Origin of the sequence: Pseudarthrobacter polychromogenes (genome assembly GCF_014644495.1) — a bacterium.
Classification (GTDB): Bacteria; Actinomycetota; Actinomycetes; order Actinomycetales; family Micrococcaceae; genus Arthrobacter; species Arthrobacter polychromogenes.
The window spans coordinates 108,358-125,471 of record NZ_BMKU01000005.1; the positions used below are offsets into that span (position 1 = coordinate 108,358).

Genomic DNA, 17,114 nt, shown 5'->3' on the forward strand with positions numbered 1-17,114 from the left:
ATCCTCGAATCCATAATAAATGAATGTCATTCATTTATTATGCCCCGCAACCCTCTCCGGGTGCCGTTGCCACCGACGACGCGGCCACCCACATGCCTGCCGAATGGGAACTCCACCACCGCACCTGGATGGCTTTTCCGCCGCCCAACGAAACCTTTGGCCCCCTGGGAAGCCCTTCGCTGGACCGCGCCCGTGCCGTCTGGTCCACAGTTGCCCGCACCATTGCCCGCCACGAGCCCGTGACCGTCGTGTCAGACCCCCGTGACGCCACCGCCGCACGGGGATGGCTTGGCGGGGGCATCACCGTGGCTGAAGTTCCGCTCGACGACGCGTGGATCCGGGACAGCGGACCCACCTTCGTCCACCGTCCGGATGGCTCGCTGGCCGCCGTCGACTGGGTCTTCAACGGGTGGGGCGCGCAAGGGTGGGCCGCCTGGGACAAGGACGCAGACGTGGCCCGCGCGGTGGCCGGGAAGGCCGGAGTTCCAGCCACGTCCAGTCCGCTGGTCAATGAGGGCGGCGGATTCCATGTGGACGGCGAGGGAACGGTGCTGCTGACGGAGACGGTCCAGCTGGATCCGGCACGCAACCCCGGAGTCACCAAAGAATCTGTCGAGGCCGAAATCCACGCAGCCCTGGGCACCAGCAAGGCCATCTGGCTCCCGCGTGGCCTCACCCGCGACTACGGCGAGTTTGGCACGCGCGGCCACGTGGACATCGTGGCGGCCTTCGCCGGCCCCGGAACCGTCCTCCTCCACCGCCAGGACAACCCAGCCCACCCGGATTATGAGGTGTACCGGGAGCTTTCTGCGGTCCTCGCCGGAGAAGTGGATGCCAAGGGCCGTCCGCTGCGCGTCATCGATGTTCCCGCCCCCACCGTCCTCGAGGACGGCGAAGGGTTTGTGGACTGGTCCTACATCAACCACTACGTGGCGAACAGCGCAGTGGTCCTGTGCGCTTTCGATGACCCCAATGACGTCATCGCCGCCGGCATCCTGGAACAGGCCTACCCTGGCCGGACTGTGGAGCTGGTGGATGCCCGCGACGTCTTCGCCTTCGGCGGCGGCATCCACTGCATCACGCAACAGCAGCCGGCGCCGGCAGCCCAAAGAGGCTCGGAATGAAGCTCGCCCGAACAGCCGGCACGCCGGCCACCCATGGCAGCTTCGACGTCGTCGAGGCGTCCATCAGCGAACTCCGTATGGCGCTGGAGGCGGGAGAGGTCACCAGCGAGGACCTGGTGCGCCACTACCTGCAGCGGATTGAGAAGTATGACTCTTCCGGCATACACCTGAACGCACTGGTGGTGATGAACCCGGACGCCCTGGCCGAAGCGAGGGGGTCTGACGAGCGCCGGGCCCGGGGGGCCACGCTCGGACCGCTGGACGGTATCCCCTATACAGCTAAGGACAGTTATAAGGTGCGCGGCCTGACCGTCGCCGCCGGATCGCCGGCCTTCAAGGACCTGGTGGCAAAGGAGGACGCGTTCACCATCGAGCGGCTGCGTGCCGGCGGGGCCGTCCTTATTGGACTATCCAATATGCCACCGATGGCCAATGGAGGTATGCAGCGCGGCGTATATGGCCGTGCCGAAAGCCCATACAACGCCGGTTACCTCACCGCGGCCTTTGCCTCGGGATCCTCGAATGGTTCAGGAACGGCCACCGCGGCCAGCTTCGCCGCCTTCGGGCTCGCGGAGGAGACCTGGTCCTCCGGCCGGGCGCCGGCGTCGAACAACGCGCTCTGTGCCTATACCCCGTCCCGGGGCGTGATCTCGGTCCGCGGCAACTGGCCGCTGGTGCCCACCATGGACGTGGTGGTGCCGCATGCCCGCACCATGGCGGACCTCCTGGAGGTCCTGGATGTTGTGGTGGCTGATGACGCGGAGACCCGGGGCGACTTCTGGCGGATGCAGCCATGGGTCGGGCTGCCCAAGGCATCCGAGGTGCGCCCTGGTTCCTACGTGGAGCTGGCGGCACCGGACCGGGCTGCGGCTGAAAGCGTCCTGGCCGGCAAACGCTTTGGGGTCCCGCGGATGTACATCAACGCGGACCCTGAAGCCGGCACAGCCCCTACCCCGGGGATTGGCGGGCCTACGGGCCAGCGGATCAAGACCAGGGCTTCGATCATCGAGCTCTGGGAGGCTGCGCGGCGCGACCTCGAGGCCGCGGGAGCCCACGTCATTGAGGTGGACTTCCCCGTGGTGTCCAACTACGAAGGCGACCGCCCCGGAGCGCCCAACATCTCGACCAGGGGCCTGGTGTCCCCCGAGTACCTTCGCAAGGAAATCGTTGACCTCTCCGCCTGGGCCTGGAACGACTTCCTGGACGCCAACGGGGACCCGGATCTCTGCCGGCTGGCCGACGTTAACGGCGCGGCAATCTTCCCCGACCCGGACGGCTCACTCCCGGACCGGTACCACGGGTTCGACGACGACATCAGCGACTACCCCGCGTGGATACGGGAGAACGGCGTGCCCGAACTGGCCGCGATACCGCACCTGGCCGAGGGACTGCGCGGGCTGGAGGAAACACGCCGGGTTGACCTGGAGCAGTGGATGGACGGCCTGCGCCTCGACGCCGTGGTGTTCCCGGCAGCTGCCGACATCGCCCCCGCCGACGCGGACCGCAACGGGCGCTCGGCTGACCTGGCGTGGCGCAACGGCGTCTGGGTGTCCAACGGAAACCTGGTTCCCAGGCATCTTGGCATCCCTACGGTGACGGTACCCATGGGACTTGCAGCGGACATCGCCATGCCCGTGGGCCTGACCTTCGCCGGCAGGGCATACAGCGACACCGCCCTGCTGCGGGTCGCGGCCGCGTTTGAAGCCACCGGCAGGCGCAGGGTCCCACCGCCGCGCACCGGCCCACAGTGCGGCGGGAGCTAATCCAGGTTGCGGGAGAACCGGTAGAACCGCACGCCATGGGCGGGGGGATCCACCGCCAGGGCCGGGGCACCGTAAAGCTCGGTGAGCCCGGCCCAGGTGCCGCTCCACGCCTCCCGGGCTGTCCAGCTCGCCGGACCCGGGAGGCCAAGGTCAGCGAGCGGCAGTGTCCGGGCCACGCCGGCCGTCCCGGTGTTGAAGACCGCCACGAACCTGTCCTCCGACGTCGTACTTTCCGCCGCCCACAGCACGAGGTGCCCGTCCCGCAGCAGTTCGCGGTTGTTGCGGCTCGCCGTGAGTACGTCAAGGACGTCCCGGTTGGTCAGCAGTCCGAGGGTTTCCGGGGGTGAGGAGGGAAGGTCGCAGCCGAGCATGAGCGGGGAACGGGCGATGCACCAGAGTGACAGCATGGTCCGTTGTTCATCGGGCGTCAGGCGCGTGAGCCGCGCATTTCCCCGCTCGGCACGCAGCGCGATCCGTCCCACTGGGAGCATGTCCGCGTCGGCCCAGCTTCCGGGCCCTTGGTGGGGAGCCCACCGTGCCATCCGGCCAAACTGGGCCTCGACGTCCTCCCAGCTGTCCCAGAGATCGTCCGAAACCCGCCACATGTCTGCGTTCGTGCGCAGGTGGTCGAGGTGTGCCAGGGACAGGGCCCTGCCCGGCGACAGGCTGAGGACCATGTCCCTGCCGCTGCGGTCTATCGCGCGGCGGTAGGCCGCGATCTCCCCGGCGAAGTAGGGGCCCAGCATGTCATCGGCTTTGATGAAGTCCACGCCCCAGGAAGCGAAGAGCCGCAGCTGGGAATCGTAGTAGGCCTGGGCGCCGGGGTGGCTGTGGTCCAGGCCGTAATTGTCCGTGTTCCAGGCGCAGACGGAGGACGTGTCAGCCACCTGGTTTGCGGTGGCGTCCGTCCCTTCAACGGGGAGGGCATCCCGGACCGCCTGGCGGGGGATGCCGCGCATAATGTGAAGGCCGAAGTTGAGGCCCAGGCCGTGGATCCGGTCGGCGAGCGGTTTGAAACCGAGCCCGCCGGCGGCTGACGGGAACCTGTTGGTCGCCGGAAGCTGCCGGCCGTACCCGTCCAGTTCCAGTTCTGCGCCGTTGTTGTAGCCTCCGGCCCGGGCCGCGGGTTCGTACCACTGGATGTCCACCACCACGGTGTCCCACCCGAAAGGCAGCAGATGCCCGGCCATGAAGGAGGCATTGGCCATGACCTCGTCCTCGGTCACGGAGGTGCCGTAACAGTCCCAGCTGTTCCATCCCATCGGAGGGGTGCGCGCACGTGTCATCCGGCAAATTTACAACGATAGAAAGACAAGTGCCAGTGTGTTGCAGCGCTCCGTGGCCCGCCGCTGGCGGCAGCGTGAACGCGCCTTGACAGTGGGATTGTTAGCGCTGACAGTTGAGGGAGCCAATTGCACCTCCAACCGGAAAGCCGACTCGATGAAGAACTGGGCAGGGAACCTTGAATACGCCTCCGCGGAGGTCCGGCGGCCAGCCTCGGTGGACGAACTTGCCGGAATCGTGGCCGGTGCCGGGCGGGTCAAGGCCTTGGGATCGCGGCACTCGTTCAACCGGGTGGGCGACACGGACGGCGTGCATGTTCTCCTGGATGCGCTGCCCCAGCGGATCGAACTCTCCCCGGACCATACAACGGTGCGGGTCAGCGGCGGCGTCAGCTACGGGGAACTGTGCCGCGCCCTGGAGCAGTCCGGCGCCGCTATTCACAATCTCGCGTCACTCCCGCACATCTCCGTGGCGGGCGCAGTCCAGACCGGAACGCACGGCTCAGGCGTCAACAACCAGTCCCTGGCCGGAGCAGTCCAGTCCATCGACCTGGTGCGGCCCTCCGGCGAACAGGTTTCCCTCACCCGTGCCGATCGCGACGAATTCCGGGCCAGCGTGGTGGGGCTCGGGGCCCTGGGGATTGTGACCGGCCTGGAACTCGCCGTCCAGCCGAGCTTCCGGATGCGCCAGCGCGTTTTGGAGAACCTGCCGTGGGACCAGGCACTGGGCAGCTTCCGCGAACTCGTGTCCAGCGCCTACAGCGTCAGCCTTTTCACGGACTATGCCGGGGATTCCATCAGCCAGGTCTGGCTCAAGGCGCTGGACTCGGAGCCGCCCCTGGACGGGCTGTTCGGTGCCACTGCGGCCGTGAGCCCGCGGCACCCGCTGCCGGACATGTCCGCGGAAAATTGCACCGTGCAGTTGGACGAACCCGGCCAGTGGCTGGACCGCCTTCCCCACTTCCGCCACGAGTTCACGCCGAGCAACGGTGAGGAGCTGCAAAGCGAGTTCATCCTTCCGCTGGAGCATGCCCCGGCCGCCATTGAGGCAGTCCGCGGACTCGCGGACAAGCTCGCGCCACTGCTGTTTGTCTCGGAGATCCGGACCGGTGCCGCGGACGAGTTCTGGCTCAGCCCTTTCTACCGGCAGCGGAGCGTTGCCCTGCACTTCACGTGGAGGCCGCTGCAGCCCGAAGTGGAGGCGGTCCTGCCGGAACTCGAGGATCTGCTGAGGCCCTTCGGCGCCCGTCCGCACTGGGGCAAGCTCTTCTCCCCGGAAGAGCACGACTGGGAATCGCTGTACCCGCGCTTCGCCGACTTCCGTTCACTGGCATCGGCGCACGATCCGGATGGCAAGTTCCGGAACGGGCTGCTGGACAGCATCCTGGGGGTGCCGGCGGCCAGCGCGCGGTAGCACCTTATGTCCGCCCGATAGGCTGGGCGTATGAACCGCCGCCTCGCAGTCCTGTCCGCCGCACCCCTGCTCCTGCTCCTTGCCGGCTGTGGTGCCGTTGAGGAGGCCGCAGGCAATGCCGTCAGCGACGCCGCCTCGAAGGTGGCAACGGCCGGCGCCGCCGAAGTGAACCGCCAGATCTGCGCCGTGGTCCAGGACGGGCTGGTCAGCGTCGAGGACAAGCAGCTGCTGGCGGGGCTCGTCTCTGCAGCATCCACTGCCGGGGTCCCGGCTGAAATTACGACGCCGTTGGGCCAGATTGCGGAAGCCGGAGACGAGGTGCCGGCAGAGTCCGTCCAGGCACTTAAGGATGCCTGCGCGGCCTAGCCGCCCGGCATAGTCCGGCGGCTACCGCCTTAGCGCAGGTTGAGGCGCCGGCTTGAACGGCCGTGCCCGTCCGCCTTAGTGGCCGGACTGGTCCATGCCGCGAAGGCCGGTGCCGCGTGCGCCATGGGGGCGCCTCGAAGTGCGGTGCTCAGGCGGAGCGAACGGGAGCACCTCTTGGCTCCGGCTTGCCGGCAGCGCGTTCACGAACTTTGCGAGCTCCTCGCTAAGGACCTTCCAGCCGATGTTCGGATCATCAGGGTAGGCATTGGTTTCTTCCCGGCGGGCAGCCTCAAGGATGGCTTCCCCTGATTCCGTAAGTTCCACCTTGAATTGCCGGCGGTCGGTGGACTGGCGCGTCCTGGTGATGTACCCGGCGCCCTCCAGCCGCAGCAGGACCCGTCCCAGAGTCTGGCTCTGGACCCGTATGGTTTCGGCAAGCTGTTCCTGGTTCAAGGGCCCGCCGGCCAGGCCTTCAAGTGCTATCACAGCCGCGCGGGTCAGGCCCAAGTGCGCCAGGGCGTCGTCCTGGCGCCGCTGCACCAGCCTAGCCGCCACAGAAATTAAGCGGTAGCTGGTGCGGGCATCTGGATCGAGATTGCTGGTCATCGGGCCGTGGCCTTCCTGTGGGTGGCGAAGTGCAGGGCGTGATCACCTCATGTTGCGTCGCTACGTTCTCTACAATAAGCATGCTTAGCATCCAATTCGCAAGTAGGCTTACTATCCGCCCAGGCCCAGAGCCGTTCCTGAGAGCCTTTATTAGGCGGCCCTCTTGCGCTTCAAAAGGAAAGTGTGCTTAGTATCTAATTAGTAACCATGCTTACTACTAGCCAGCATTGCTGGTTCTTGATCGCCAGCTGACCCTTCAGGAAAGAGAGCCCGATGACAGAGAACCAATGGCCCCAGACCCCCGGCACTGCAACCACCGATCCTTACGGTGTGAACGCAGCAGGAGCCGATGAAAACTTTGGCACCGCCCCCGTTCAGGGTTCTGCCGGCACCTCCAAGAGCCAGGCGGCAAAGGAAGAGGCGTCGAACGTTGCCGGCCAGGCCGCAACGTCAGCCCAAAACGTTGCACAGACCGCCAAGGAAGAAGCCGCGCATGTGGCGTCCGAGGCGAAGTCCAGTGCGCAGGATCTGCTGCACCAGGCAAAGTCGGGCCTGACAAGCCAGGCTGGAACCCAGCAGCAGAAGGCCGCCGAAGGCATCCGCACCATCTCCAGCCAGCTGCACAGCATGGCCGATGCGCCGGATCAGCAGGGCATGGCCAGCGACCTGATCCGCCAGGCCGCCGGCACCACGGACACCGTGGCCTCCTGGCTGGAGAACAAGCAGCCGGGCGACATTCTCGGCGAAGTCCAGAGGTTTGCCCGCAACAACCCCGGCACCTTCCTCCTGCTTGCAGCGGGCGCCGGCGTCCTGGCCGGCAGGCTCACCCGCGGGCTGACCGCAGGCGCGCCGGATTCCCGCGGCGCCGCATATGGTTCGCCGTCGCAGCGGTCCGTGCAGCCCCAGCCGGTTGCACCCCTCCGCCAGGAGACCGTGTATGCAGCCGGAAATGACGACCTCTACAGCGAGCCTGTTGTAGGCGCCGGCGCTCCGGTATCCACCACTTCCCTGCCCTCCGGCACGGCTGAGGACACTCCCCTCCGGTTCGAGGATGACCCCTACCGGGACGAGGACGGCTCCTACCGCAGCACCGACGGCGGTTACCGCTCATCGGAAGGACGTCAGCTGTGAGTAGTTCCATTCCAGAACCCGCTCCGAGTGAGGCGCACCAGAAGGCGGATAACGCCTCGCTGGGTGAGCTGCTCGGGGACGTGACCCGTGACCTGTCCACGCTCATGCGCCAGGAAGTCGAGCTGGCCAAGGCCGAGGCCAAACAGTCCGCCACCAAGGCGGGCAAGGGCGCGGGCATGCTCGCCGGGGCAGGCGTGGCAGGACACTTCGTCCTGATCTTCCTGTCCCTGGGCCTGATGTTCGCCCTGGGCGCCCTGATGCCACTGGGCTGGGCCGCCCTGATCGTCGCCGTGATCTGGGGCATCATCGCCGCGGTCCTGGCCTCGATCGGCCGCAAGGAACTCAAACAGATCAAAGGCCTGCCCCAGACCGGGGAAACCCTGTCCGAAATACCCCCAACCCTAAAACCAGGTGAGGTAAACCGATGAGCGATAACCCGGACGCAATCCGTTCAGACATAGAAGCCACCCGCGCACGCCTGGGCACCAACGTCGACGCCGTGGCCGACAAAGTCACCCCGTCCAACATCGTGAACCGCCAAACCGACAAGGTAAAAGACGCCGTGAGCGGGGTCAAGGAGAAAATCATGGGCGCAGCAGACCACACCACTACCCGTGTCCAGGACACCGTGCACACCGGCGCCGGACACACCGGCAACGCACTGCACTCCACCGGAGACACCCTGCACGGGGCCAAAGACACCGCCGCAGCCAAACTCGGCCACGCCGGAACAGCGATCTCCAACGCACCGGACCAGGTCAAAGCCAAAACCCAGGGCAACCCCCTGGCCGCGGGCCTGATCGCGTTCGGCGCCGGCATGCTGATCTCCTCCCTGATCCCGGCCAGCCAAAAGGAACGGGAAGCCGCGGACCAGCTCAAAACCGCCGCCCAGCCCCTGGCCACCCAGGTCACCGACGCCGCCAAGGACATGGTCCAGGACCTCAAGGAACCCGCCCAGGAAGCCATGGAAAACGTCAAGGCCACCGCCACCGACGCCGCCCAAAACGTCAAAGCCGAAGGCCAACACGCCGCCACCGACGTCAAAGACCGCACCACCGACGCCGCAGGCAACGTCAAAAACACCTAGGACTATCTAGGAATATTTAGACAACAACAGGCCGGCTCCCCTTGGAGCCGGCCTGTTGCCGTTAGCTGTTAATCCTGCTTGTACCGCAGGCCCCGGCCTTCGCCTTCGCTAAGCATCCGGCACTAAGCATCTGGGGGCCAAACAGGTTACCGCTTGCCCTTCTTCCGCGAGCCCTTGCCCCGCCCCTTGTCCGGGTTCGGCGCGTACCGCTGGGCCACCTTGGGCGCCTTCTTGGCTCCGGTACCCCGACGGTCCGGTTTGGGCTCTTTCTTGGTTTTCACCGGCTGGGCCGAAGGCTGGCGGGAGCTTTGGGCAGTCCGTCCGCGGACGATCCCGATGAACTCCTCGATCACTTCATCAGTTGAATCCGAGGCCCACGCCACGGCGATTTCCGTGGCCGGAGCACCGGTGAGCCGCCGCGCCACCGTGTCCTTGACGTTGAAGTGCCGGGCAACGGACATGGGGAGGATGGCCAGCCCGGCGCCCGTGGCCACCACCTGCAGCGCGGGCTCCGGGCCTCCGAGCGCAGCCACGTCGAGGAAGGATTCCTGTTCGAGGTCGGCCAGGGCCACCTCCTCGAACACGGAAATCTCATGTCCCTTGGGCGCCACCACCACCGGCTGCTCCTCGTACAGCGGAATGACGCTGAGGCCTTCGCGCTCCACGGGGAGCCGGACGAAGCTGAGGTCGGCTGAACCCTCGCGGAGCACCTCAACCTGCGCGCCGTCGTCGGACATAAACGCCTGCAGCGGAACGTCCGGCATCCGCTCTTCCCACCGCCGGATCCATTTGCCCGGGGTTACCCCGGCCACATAGGCAATGCGGAGCAGGCGGGGGGCGGTGTCTTCCGCCTGCCCGGCCGGCTGGTCCTGGTCACCGGGACCGGTTGTCTGGGGGATGTCGTGGGAGGGCACGTCTTCACAGTACCGTCCGCCCGGATACCCTTGAAGCATGACCTCTGCGAACTCCCAGTCCATGAAGCCGGCCACTGTTGCCAAGAAACTTGGCATCTATCTGCCCGCAACACCGCAGGAGTTCCAGGATTCGACCATCACCCGCGCCGAGTTCGCCGAACTGCAGGCCAACCCGCCGGAGTGGCTTGCCGAGCTCCGCCGCAACGGCCCGCACCCCCGCCCGGTGGTGGCGCAGAAGCTGAACGTGTCCATCAGCGGCCTGGCACGCGGCGGCGTTGAGGACGCGCTGACGACGGCGGAGATCACCGCGCTGCTGCAGGCTCCCCCGCAGTGGCTGGTCACCGAGCGGGCCACGCATGCCGCCGTCCGGGCCGAGGCCCAGCGGGTCAAGGAAGAATCCGCGAAGAAGGACGCCAAGAAGGCCCGCGCCAAGGCCGAGTAGGCCCGCTCGCACCGCAGCTGTCCCGGGACCCTCAGTCCTGGTGCAGCTGGATGAAGTTGCCGCAGCCGTCGTCGAACACGGCGCTGATCCCGGAGGGGTCCTCGGCCGGCTCGCCCTTGAAGGTGACCCCCGCGGCCAGCAGCCGCTCATACTCCGCCCGCACGTCCGGCACGCCGAAGACGATAGCCGGGAGGCCGGCGTCGTGCACGGCGTTCATGTAGGCGGCGCCGATCGGATTGTCGCTGGGTTCCAGCAGCAGTCCCACTGAACCGGCGTCCGAGCCGGGGTCCTTGATGATGTACAGGTTGTGCTCTGGCATGGCCATCAGGGTCTCGAAGCCCAGGGTTCCTGTGTAGAAGGCGTGGGCGGCGGCGGGGTCCTTGACGTGGATGCTGCACATTTTGAGTCTCATGGACCCACGGTACGTGGCGTTCAGCCCTCCGGAAAGATGCCCGTTCCGGCCCCGGCCGTCCGGACCATTGACCGGCCTTCAAGAACGGGGTGGAATGGAATTACCAGCCCGGGATTCCGCGGCCCGGGCACGCGCTGGAAGTCAGGTGTCCGCCATGGGGGAAGGATTCTTCGAGGGACTGGTCCAGGGGGCCTGGGCCCTGCTGCTGTGCGGCCCGGTGCTGGTGGCCAGTGTTGCGGTCACCGTCTTCGTGGTCCGGCGCCGCGCCCTGGCCGGCGGAAACGGGCCAACTGAACGTTCGGACCAGCTGTTTTGGGACCTGTTCCTTGGGGCAGCCGTTGCCGTTCCCGCCCTGCTGATCCCCACCATGATCTCGCCGTGGACGGGCCTGTTCCTGGGCGGAGCCGGCATTGCCGCCGGCGTGGCCGCCTACCGGGGGACGCCGAAGTATCTTGCGCGGCGCACGGCGCGCGACGACTACCGCGCGCTCGAGTCCGCGCACCTTGCGGCGCAGGCCCGGCACGACGAGCTGATCGCCAGGTGGAGGCGGTATGAGCTGGATCCGGCCTGCTCGATTGACTATCCGGCGCTGACGGATGTCCGGACCCCCGAAACCTCGGCCCTTATCAAGGCCATGCGGCAGGCTGACGAGCTGCGCGGTGCGCCCCACCGGGGATATCCCGACGCCGTCACCAGCCTGGGTGCCACCCTTGCCGCTGCCGAGAAGGCAGCGGGCGTCCCGGCGGAACAGGCGTAGACGTTACCCGCTGTGTCGCATTTCGTGGAACGGGGAACCCTGCGGCGATAGCATCCAATGATGGATCCCCAGGAGTTGCCAACCCATGACCAGTTCGGCCGGCGGCTGGAGGACCGCGGTGCCTGGCGGCAGGCCACTACCCTGGCTGCGGCCGGAGAACTGACTGCCCGCTGGCTGGAAGGCGAAAGCCAGTACCAGCCCGGAACCTTCGCCCCCGGCTTTGACGATGAAACCCGGCCGATTGCGTCTTCCCTCGCGGAGCTGAACCGCAACGGACTCTTCACCAAGGAGTCCCAGCCCGGCCTCCGCCCGGGTCCGGCGGCGCAGCGGCAATACGTGACGGGGTTTTGCTCCGCGGCCGCCGCCTCGGCCCTGATCGGCCTGTCCGCCCGCACGGAGCTGGTCACTGTGGCGCACGCCCCCGGCGAGTCCAGCAGCGCCGCGATCCCGGTGACGCTGGCAGGCACCGAAGTCACCACGGTCCTGGGCTCCAGCGAGAATCCGGTGGACGAGGAACAGATCCGCGACTGGGCGGTGGAAACCAACGATTCCCTGGCGCTGCTGCTCGCCGACTCCTGGTATGTGGAGGTCTTCGACCCCGCCTGGGGCCGGAACGACCTGCTGCTGCCGGAGGTGCTGGCCGCCCTCTCAACGGTGGAGCCAGGTTAAGGGCACACAGCAGAAGGGCGGGGCGGCCTCAGCCGCCCCGCCCGTCAAATTCGCTGGCAGGCCCTACAGGTCCACCGTGCCGCTCTCGCCGACGCTCATCCGGCTGTTGGTGACCTTGGACTTGACCCACTGGAGCACCGTGGCAGCGGTGCCGCCGGGACTGGTCCAGTATTCCGCCGAGTCCGAGTCAATGTGGAGCAGGCACACCTCAGGGGTGTCCGGGCCGTCCGGGAACCATGCTTCGACGGCCTGGTTCCACATTTCGCGGATTTTCTCCCGGTCCGTGACAACCTGCGCCGTTCCCGCAACGGAGACCCATTCGGTGTTCTTGCCAAAGGAGACGTTGACGCGGGGGTCCGCCCGGACATGGGCCACCTGCGAGGTGCCAAGGCCCGTGAAGAACCACATGTCGCCGTCGTCCTTCACGTCCTGGACAGCCAGCGGCCGGCTCACGAGGGCGCCGTCTTCGTTGATGGTGGTCAACATCCCAATGTGGGAACCGTTGATGATGTCCGTAACCTTGCTGATGCTCTCAGTGTCAGTCATATCTCACCTCGTTCGTCTGCATGCGGGGGAACTCCCCTCGGGCCAGCCTATTGGTAAGCATGCTTATTTTCCAGCCCGGAAGTGCCTGTCCGCCCTGCGCTGAAACCGGAATCAGGCTCCGGCCGGGACGGCCACGCGGGCCACTTCAAGGATCCGGGCCGCAGTGTGCCGGCCCATCCGGATGGCTCCGTCGACATGCTGGTAGCCTTCAGCGGCCAGGTCGGAGGAGGACCAGTAGATGGGCCCCACCGGGGCATGCTGGTCCTTGCCGTAGCGGTGCAGGCCGCCGAGGTCGTAACTTGAGGCGTAGGCGCCGCGGGTCCACTCCTCGGAGCCCCAATCCGATTCGTAGTAGACCTCCGGTTCCAGCGCCTCGGCGCCGAGGAACCCGGCAATGGACTCCAGGATGGCACGCCTGCGCTCTTCGGCACCCAGCTCGAAAACGGCGTCGGCCTTTTCATCCGAGACGAACCCAACCAAAGTGCCTCTGGTGTCGCCGAAGTTTGTGTTGTCGTACACCTCCTGGACCAGGGATCCGGCGCCGAAGCAGGTGCCGGACAGGCCGGAGTTCCGCCAGAACGGGCGGCTGTAGACGGCATGGACCTTGATTACCAGGCCCAGCGACTGGTGCTGGTGCATCTGGTGCTGGCGGCGGGGCAGCGGCGGGTTGAAGGAGACGCGTGAATAGAGGTTGGGCGGCACGGCCATGATCACGAACCGCGCGTTGACGGTTGCCCCGTCCGAGACCACTTTGACGCGGTGGCCTTCGGTGTCCGACTCCCAGTTGATGGTGCGCACCGGGGAGTTAAGGACGACGTCGTCCCCAACCTCCTGCGCGAGCAGCAGGGAGACCTGCTGCATTCCGCCCACCACACGCCGGTCCAGGATGAAGTCTTCATCCGTGAGGTGGCTAAAGGACCCCGCCGACGCCGCCATCAGCACGGCCTGCAGGGCGGAGAAGGCGTGGGCCGGCTTGGTGAGCATGCCGCCGGCGATGAAGAGGCCGATGTTGTTGCACGCCTCCTCGTTGGACGAGTGCTGCCGCAGCCAGTGGTGGAAGGAGATGGTGTCCAGCTCGCGCGCCTTCGGGTGCGCCCACGGCTCGGTGGCGCCGATTTCCGCTGCAAGCCCGTCCAGCAGTGCGGTCAGTTTGTCCATCTCGGCCTGCGTGTCCGGGTCCACGGGGAACGAATCGCCGGTGTAGCGCACGGGGACCCCGTCCGCGCCGATGTACATCGACTCACCCTCGCGGTACCGGGCGTACGTCTGCAGGCCCAGTTCGTCCAGGAGTTCCAGGAGTACGGTCTGGTCCGGCGAGACCCACTGGCCGCCGATCTCCAGCATGGCGCCGTCAACCGTGCCGGTCCAGGTGCGGCCGCCCACGCGGTCCCTGGCCTCGAGCACGGCAACGGTCAGGCCGGCCTTCTTCAGTTCACGGGCTGCGGTGAGTCCGGACGGCCCGGCTCCAACGACAACGACGTCGCGGTTCAGGTTCAGCATGATGTCCTCTCTTTGGTCCTGCCAGGTGACGGGAACCACTAAATGAACGGCATTCATTTATTAGAACTATAGCTGCTCCTGTCATGGACGGGAAGTGCCCGGTGGAATAATGCTGGAGACCACCGACGAAAGGGCAGGCATGCCGGCAGTATCAGCCACTCAGGGGCGCAACGCGGGGAGTGCCGGCACCCAGAGGCGGAGGGCCGGCAGGCCGTCAGCCGCCGTCCTGGACAAGGCCGGGATCACCACGGCGGCACTGGAGCTGATCAACCGCAAGGGATATGACGGCCTCACCATGGCCGCACTGGCCAAGGAACTGGACGTGGCGCCGTCGGCCCTCTACAACCACGTGGCAGCCAAGCGGGACGTCCTGCTCCTGGTGGAGGACCACCTCACCTCACTGGTGGATGTATCCGGCTTCGGCCCGGCACCGTGGGAGGAAGCCGTTCGCGGCTGGGCCTGGAGCTACCGGAACGTCTTCGCCGAGCACACGCCGCTCATCCCGGTCATCGCCGTCCTTCCGGTGACTGACGCACCGCAGACCCTGGCCATGTACGAGACCGTCAGCAAGGGATTCCTCGACGCCGGATTCCCGCAGGAGCGGATTGTCTCCTCCATCGTGGCCTTGGAGTCCTTCATTTTTGGCTCCGCCTATGACGTCACGGCGCCGGCCGATATTTTCGAGTCGGGCTCCATGGCGGAGGCAACACCGCACTTCACGGCTGCCGTGCGGAGCGCGGAAGGACAGGTGGACGGGCCACCCGCAGACGCCGCGTTCAGCCTGGGGCTTGAGGCACTCATCGCAGGACTGGGCGCCCTGCGGGAGCAGCGGGGTTAGTCCAGCCTCCCCGTATAGCCGCGACATCCCCACGACGGACCTGCCACCACTTGTAATACAAGTACTCTACTTATATCCTAAGAGGGCGGGCGAAGGAGCCCGGTCCCGCCTGAAGGAGAACCCGTGAGTACCGTCGATCTGATCCGGCACGTCAAGCTGTCCACCGCCCGCCTGCCCCTCGCCGTTCCCATCAGCGACGCGAAGGTCTTCACGGGCCGGCAGAAGCCCATGACCGAGGTCGTCTTCCTCTTCGCCGAGATCACCACGGAACTGGGGCACACCGGCGTCGGCTTCAGTTACTCCAAGCGCGCCGGCGGTCCGGCGCAGTACGCACACGCCAAGGAGGTCGCCGGCGGCATCATCGGCGAGGACCCCAACGACATCGCGAAGATCTACACCAAGCTCCTGTGGGCCGGAGCGTCCGTGGGCCGCTCCGGGGTGGCCACGCAGGCCCTGGCCGCAATCGACATTGCCCTCTACGACCTCAAAGCCAAGCGGGCCGGACTGCCCCTGGCCAAGTTCCTGGGCTCATACCGCGACTCCGTGCAGACCTACAACACCTCCGGCGGCTTCCTCAACGCCAGCCTCGAGGAAGTAAAAGCCCGCGCCACGCAGTCGATTGAGGAGGGCATCGGCGGCATCAAGATCAAGGTCGGCCTGCCGGACAGCAAGGAGGACCTCCGCCGCGTCGCCGGGATCCGCGAGCACATTGGCTGGGACGTTCCACTGATGGTGGACGCCAACCAGCAGTGGGACCGTGCCACCGCCCTGCGGATGGGCCGCCAGCTCGAGCAGTTCAACCTCGTCTGGATCGAAGAGCCCCTGGACGCCTACGACTTCGAGGGCCACGCGCACCTGGCGCAGGTCCTGGATACTCCCATCGCCACCGGGGAGATGCTCGCCTCCGTGGCCGAACACAAGGGCCTCATCAGCGCGAACAGCTGCGACATCATCCAGCCGGATGCCCCACGGGTGGGCGGCATTACCCAGTTCCTGCGCCTTGCCGCCCTGGCGGATGAGCGCGGCCTGGGCCTGGCCCCGCACTTCGCCATGGAAATCCACCTGCACCTGGCCGCCGCCTACCCGCGCGAGCCCTGGGTGGAGCACTTCGACTGGCTCGATCCGCTGTTCAACGAACGCCTCGAAACCAAGAACGGCAAAATGATCGTCCCGGACCGCCCCGGCCTGGGCATCACCCTGAGCGACCAGGCGCGCGCCTGGACCACCGAATCAGTGGAGTTCGGCGCGTAACCTAGTTGCCATGAGCCGGAACCTCACCGCGGACCTCGCCGCTGACCTTCGCACCCGCATCGTCGACGGCGTCATCCAGCCGGGCGAGAAGCTCCCCAGCGAAAACACCCTGATCAGCGACTTTGGCGTCAGCCGTACCGTGGTGCGTGCCGCGCTGACCCGGCTGCAGGCCGAGGGACTTGTGGAAACCGAACGGGGACGGGGCAGCTTTGCCCTCACCCCGCCGTCGGACGGACCCTCCCCCGCTCCGGGGGCGCGTCCGGTGGCCACCATGGAGGACCGGCTGCACCTGCTGGAGTTCCGCATGGGGGTGGAAGCGGAGGCCGCGGCACTGGCGGCGCGCAACCATACAGAGCGGCAGTTGCGGGCCGTCACCGCAGCGCTGGAGGAGTTCACGGCCAGCGCGGGGCACCCGGCACACGCCATGAAGTCGGACTTTGAGTTTCACCGGGCCGTAGCCGCCGCTTCCGGCAACCCCTATTATTCCGACTGCCTCGCGGCGCTGGGCCAGACGATGATCGCGATGCCGCGCACCCGGCTGATGACCGGCGTCGAGCACTACGCCCGGGACCATTTTGACCAGGTGGTGCAGGAACACCGGTCCATCTCGGAGGCCATCGCGGACGGGGATGAGGCTGCCGCAGCAGCTGCCATGCGCAGCCACCTGGCGAATTCACGACGCCGGTTCAAGGCATCGGCGCGTCCCTAGCGGCCGGGGAATATCACCGCCACGCGGCACCAACCCGGCTCCCGTCGTCGAACCCGGCTGTGCGGCACCCGGGCCTGGACATAACACCCCGGAACCCCGGGGTGAAAAGTCCAAACAGCAGTGAAACCGGCTTTACGGAAACTCAGTGAACGCAGAAGAGCCCCGGTCCTAAGACCGGGGCTCTTCTTGTTTGCGTGCGCGAGGGGGGATTTGAACCCCCACACCCTTTCGGATACTGGCACCTGAAGCCAGCGCGTCTGCCGTTCCGCCACTCGCGCGCAACTTCTTTCACCCAGCAACGG

General features: G+C 66.7%; 19 protein-coding genes and 1 tRNA gene. 13 read left to right on the forward strand and 7 right to left on the reverse strand.

The window, feature by feature from the left end; translation table 11 throughout:
- The first annotated feature begins 23 nt into the window (after positions 1-23).
- Both IEX43_RS09805 and IEX43_RS09810 read left to right on the forward strand, forming a co-directional pair.
- Positions 24-1,124 carry an agmatine deiminase family protein gene (locus IEX43_RS09805; RefSeq protein WP_229666397.1) on the forward strand — a complete coding sequence of 367 codons (1,101 nt, stop codon included), beginning with the start codon at positions 24-26 and terminating at the stop codon, positions 1,122-1,124.
- Positions 1,121-2,887 carry an amidase gene (locus tag IEX43_RS09810; protein WP_188810585.1) on the forward strand — a complete coding sequence of 589 codons (1,767 nt, stop codon included), beginning with the start codon at positions 1,121-1,123 and terminating at the stop codon, positions 2,885-2,887. Before IEX43_RS09805 ends, IEX43_RS09810 begins: the two co-directional genes overlap by 4 nt.
- On the opposite strand, the gene IEX43_RS09815 is transcribed toward IEX43_RS09810, so the two are convergent.
- The gene (locus IEX43_RS09815; RefSeq protein ID WP_229666398.1) at positions 2,884-4,173 is read right to left on the reverse strand and encodes a glycoside hydrolase family 27 protein; all 1,290 of its coding nucleotides are present in this window, start codon (positions 4,171-4,173) and stop codon (positions 2,884-2,886) included. The two genes, IEX43_RS09810 and IEX43_RS09815, sit on opposite strands and share 4 nt — an antisense overlap.
- Positions 4,174-4,327: 154 nt before the next feature.
- On the opposite strand from IEX43_RS09815, the gene IEX43_RS09820 reads away from it, so the two are divergent.
- Together IEX43_RS09820 and IEX43_RS09825 are read left to right on the forward strand one after the other, a co-directional pair.
- Positions 4,328-5,584, forward strand: a complete 1,257-nt coding sequence (locus IEX43_RS09820; protein WP_188810587.1) for a D-arabinono-1,4-lactone oxidase — start codon at positions 4,328-4,330, stop codon at positions 5,582-5,584.
- A gap of 30 nt (positions 5,585-5,614) precedes the next feature.
- Positions 5,615-5,950: a hypothetical protein gene (locus IEX43_RS09825; RefSeq protein ID WP_188810590.1), complete on the forward strand. Its 336-nt coding sequence runs from the start codon at positions 5,615-5,617 to the stop codon at positions 5,948-5,950.
- 75 nt (positions 5,951-6,025) lie between these two features.
- Here IEX43_RS09825 and IEX43_RS09830 read toward each other — a convergent pair whose 3' ends face one another.
- Complete coding sequence (locus IEX43_RS09830; protein ID WP_188810592.1) at positions 6,026-6,556, reverse strand: MarR family winged helix-turn-helix transcriptional regulator; 531 nt, start codon at positions 6,554-6,556, stop codon at positions 6,026-6,028.
- 273 nt (positions 6,557-6,829) lie between these two features.
- On the opposite strand from IEX43_RS09830, the gene IEX43_RS09835 reads away from it, so the two are divergent.
- Genes IEX43_RS09835 through IEX43_RS09845 form a run of 3 tightly spaced genes read left to right on the forward strand, consistent with a single transcriptional unit; the run spans position 6,830 to position 8,774 of the window.
- Complete coding sequence (locus IEX43_RS09835; protein WP_188810594.1) at positions 6,830-7,687, forward strand: hypothetical protein; 858 nt, start codon at positions 6,830-6,832, stop codon at positions 7,685-7,687.
- Positions 7,684-8,115 carry a phage holin family protein gene (locus tag IEX43_RS09840; RefSeq protein WP_188810596.1) on the forward strand — a complete coding sequence of 144 codons (432 nt, stop codon included), beginning with the start codon at positions 7,684-7,686 and terminating at the stop codon, positions 8,113-8,115. Before IEX43_RS09835 ends, IEX43_RS09840 begins: the two co-directional genes overlap by 4 nt.
- Entirely contained in the window at positions 8,112-8,774 is a 663-nt protein-coding gene (locus IEX43_RS09845) for a DUF3618 domain-containing protein (RefSeq protein ID WP_188810598.1), read from the forward strand. Before IEX43_RS09840 ends, IEX43_RS09845 begins: the two co-directional genes overlap by 4 nt.
- 146 nt (positions 8,775-8,920) lie before the next feature.
- Here the strand turns inward: IEX43_RS09845 and IEX43_RS09850 are convergent, their stop codons facing one another.
- Positions 8,921-9,727 carry a LysR family substrate-binding domain-containing protein gene (locus tag IEX43_RS09850; protein ID WP_188810980.1) on the reverse strand — a complete coding sequence of 269 codons (807 nt, stop codon included), beginning with the start codon at positions 9,725-9,727 and terminating at the stop codon, positions 8,921-8,923.
- Between IEX43_RS09850 and IEX43_RS09855 the strand changes: the two genes are divergently transcribed.
- Positions 9,726-10,130 carry a DUF5997 family protein gene (locus IEX43_RS09855; RefSeq protein ID WP_104186612.1) on the forward strand — a complete coding sequence of 135 codons (405 nt, stop codon included), beginning with the start codon at positions 9,726-9,728 and terminating at the stop codon, positions 10,128-10,130. The genes IEX43_RS09850 and IEX43_RS09855 overlap by 2 nt on opposite strands.
- Before the next feature lie 31 nt (positions 10,131-10,161).
- Here IEX43_RS09855 and IEX43_RS09860 read toward each other — a convergent pair whose 3' ends face one another.
- The gene (locus tag IEX43_RS09860; protein WP_188810600.1) at positions 10,162-10,542 is read right to left on the reverse strand and encodes a VOC family protein; all 381 of its coding nucleotides are present in this window, start codon (positions 10,540-10,542) and stop codon (positions 10,162-10,164) included.
- Between the two features lie 154 nt (positions 10,543-10,696).
- Here IEX43_RS09860 and IEX43_RS09865 point away from each other — a divergent pair, with 154 nt between their 5' ends.
- Positions 10,697-11,299, forward strand: a complete 603-nt coding sequence (locus IEX43_RS09865) for a hypothetical protein (protein WP_188810602.1) — start codon at positions 10,697-10,699, stop codon at positions 11,297-11,299.
- Positions 11,300-11,359: 60 nt separating this feature from the next.
- Complete coding sequence (locus IEX43_RS09870; protein WP_188810604.1) at positions 11,360-11,968, forward strand: DUF6919 domain-containing protein; 609 nt, start codon at positions 11,360-11,362, stop codon at positions 11,966-11,968.
- A gap of 63 nt (positions 11,969-12,031) precedes the next feature.
- On the opposite strand, the gene IEX43_RS09875 is transcribed toward IEX43_RS09870, so the two are convergent.
- Together IEX43_RS09875 and IEX43_RS09880 are read right to left on the reverse strand one after the other, a co-directional pair.
- Positions 12,032-12,514 carry a pyridoxamine 5'-phosphate oxidase family protein gene (locus IEX43_RS09875; RefSeq protein ID WP_188810606.1) on the reverse strand — a complete coding sequence of 161 codons (483 nt, stop codon included), beginning with the start codon at positions 12,512-12,514 and terminating at the stop codon, positions 12,032-12,034.
- A 111-nt stretch (positions 12,515-12,625) separates the two neighbouring features.
- Positions 12,626-14,014 (reverse strand): flavin monoamine oxidase family protein, encoded by a 1,389-nt coding sequence (locus IEX43_RS09880; RefSeq protein ID WP_188810982.1) that lies wholly within the window; start codon positions 14,012-14,014, stop codon positions 12,626-12,628.
- A 109-nt stretch (positions 14,015-14,123) separates the two neighbouring features.
- Here IEX43_RS09880 and IEX43_RS09885 point away from each other — a divergent pair, with 109 nt between their 5' ends.
- The 3 genes from IEX43_RS09885 to IEX43_RS09895 all read left to right on the forward strand — a co-directional run bounded on the left by IEX43_RS09885 (position 14,124) and on the right by IEX43_RS09895 (position 16,812).
- Positions 14,124-14,852 carry a TetR/AcrR family transcriptional regulator C-terminal domain-containing protein gene (locus tag IEX43_RS09885; protein WP_188810984.1) on the forward strand — a complete coding sequence of 243 codons (729 nt, stop codon included), beginning with the start codon at positions 14,124-14,126 and terminating at the stop codon, positions 14,850-14,852.
- Positions 14,853-14,975: 123 nt separating this feature from the next.
- On the forward strand, positions 14,976-16,103 hold the full coding sequence (locus tag IEX43_RS09890; RefSeq protein ID WP_188810608.1) for an L-talarate/galactarate dehydratase: 1,128 nt from the start codon (positions 14,976-14,978) through the stop codon (positions 16,101-16,103).
- 10 nt (positions 16,104-16,113) lie between these two features.
- Positions 16,114-16,812: a FadR/GntR family transcriptional regulator gene (locus IEX43_RS09895; protein WP_104186620.1), complete on the forward strand. Its 699-nt coding sequence runs from the start codon at positions 16,114-16,116 to the stop codon at positions 16,810-16,812.
- Positions 16,813-17,007: 195 nt separating this feature from the next.
- On the opposite strand, the gene IEX43_RS09900 is transcribed toward IEX43_RS09895, so the two are convergent.
- Positions 17,008-17,090: transfer RNA gene (locus IEX43_RS09900), tRNA-Leu, on the reverse strand.
- Positions 17,091-17,114 lie beyond the last annotated feature (24 nt).